This is a genomic window from Rhizobium sp. 01T444 (assembly GCF_056398305.1).
Genome location: NZ_JBFTPD010000343.1, coordinates 1 through 558 on the forward strand (window position 1 = coordinate 1; position 558 = coordinate 558).

Here is a 558-nt window from a genome sequence, read left to right on the forward strand (position 1 = left end):
GCCTATATCCTCGACGACGTGCAGCTCGCGGGCCTGATCGCCACCTCGCCGAAGGCCGGCGAGTTCAAGATCCTGACCCAGGAATCGCTGCGCCAGGAGCCCTACGGGATCATGTACCGCAAGGACGACGAGCCCTTCAAGGAGATCGTCGACAAGACCGTGACCGACCTGATGAAGTCGGGCGCCATCAACGAGATCTACGCGAAGTGGTTCACCCGGCCGATCCCGCCGACCCAGGCGAACCTGAACTTTCCGATGACCGATGCCGTCAAGGAGATCTACCGCAACCCCAACAACAATGGCGTCTGAGTGCGATGCCGGCGAGCGCCTCTCAGCTTGCCGGCCTTGCACGGCGCCCGCGGGGCGCGTCGTCGTCCTTCGCCGCCTGGAACATGCGGGTGAAGTCGCAGCATTCCTGCGCCAGCATGATGATCGACGCCAGCAGCGAACTCCGGTGCTCGCCCTTGTACATGGCGACGTAGGTGACGGGCGGCAGGGCCGGTGTCACGTCGAGCTGCACCAGGGAGCCGTCCTTCACCATCTGCGCGAGCGCCTGCC

General features: G+C 64.9%; 2 pseudogenes. One reads left to right on the forward strand and one right to left on the reverse strand.

From position 1 onward, the window contains the following. Positions 1-309: pseudogene (locus tag AC1DTN_RS38825) on the forward strand (amino acid ABC transporter substrate-binding protein); the annotation flags it as partial. 22 nt (positions 310-331) lie between these two features. Here the strand turns inward: AC1DTN_RS38825 and AC1DTN_RS38830 are convergent. Next, positions 332-558 (reverse strand): annotated as a pseudogene (locus AC1DTN_RS38830) (hypothetical protein); the annotation flags it as partial.